We start from the raw sequence: 317 nt of genomic DNA on the forward strand, positions 1-317 counted from the left end.
ATCACCGCCTCCCTGTACGAGTTCGCCGACGCAGACCAAGACCTCACCCCGGACACGCACACGCTCCAACCCCACGAGCTGGAACCCGGCCGCGACTACCACGCGATCTTCAGCCACGTGGGCGGGCTCTACCGCTACGCCGTCGGCGACGTCGTACGGGTCGTCGACCACGAGGACGGCGTGCCGCGCCTCGAATACACCGGCCGCAACACCCTCTCCAACACCGCCGGAGAGCGACTGCGCGACGCCCACGTCCTGCGCGCGCTCACCACCGCGCTCGCCGGAGGCGGCCTCGAACTGCGCAACACCGCCTGCCG

The 317-nt window shown here is 70.7% G+C and carries 1 pseudogene; it reads left to right on the plus strand.

Going from position 1 to position 317, the window contains the following annotated elements:
* Positions 1 to 317: pseudogene (locus IE252_RS23410) on the plus strand (GH3 family domain-containing protein); the annotation flags it as partial.

The organism is Streptomyces melanogenes (genome assembly GCF_014649795.1).
Lineage (GTDB): Bacteria > Actinomycetota > Actinomycetes > Streptomycetales > Streptomycetaceae > Streptomyces > Streptomyces noboritoensis.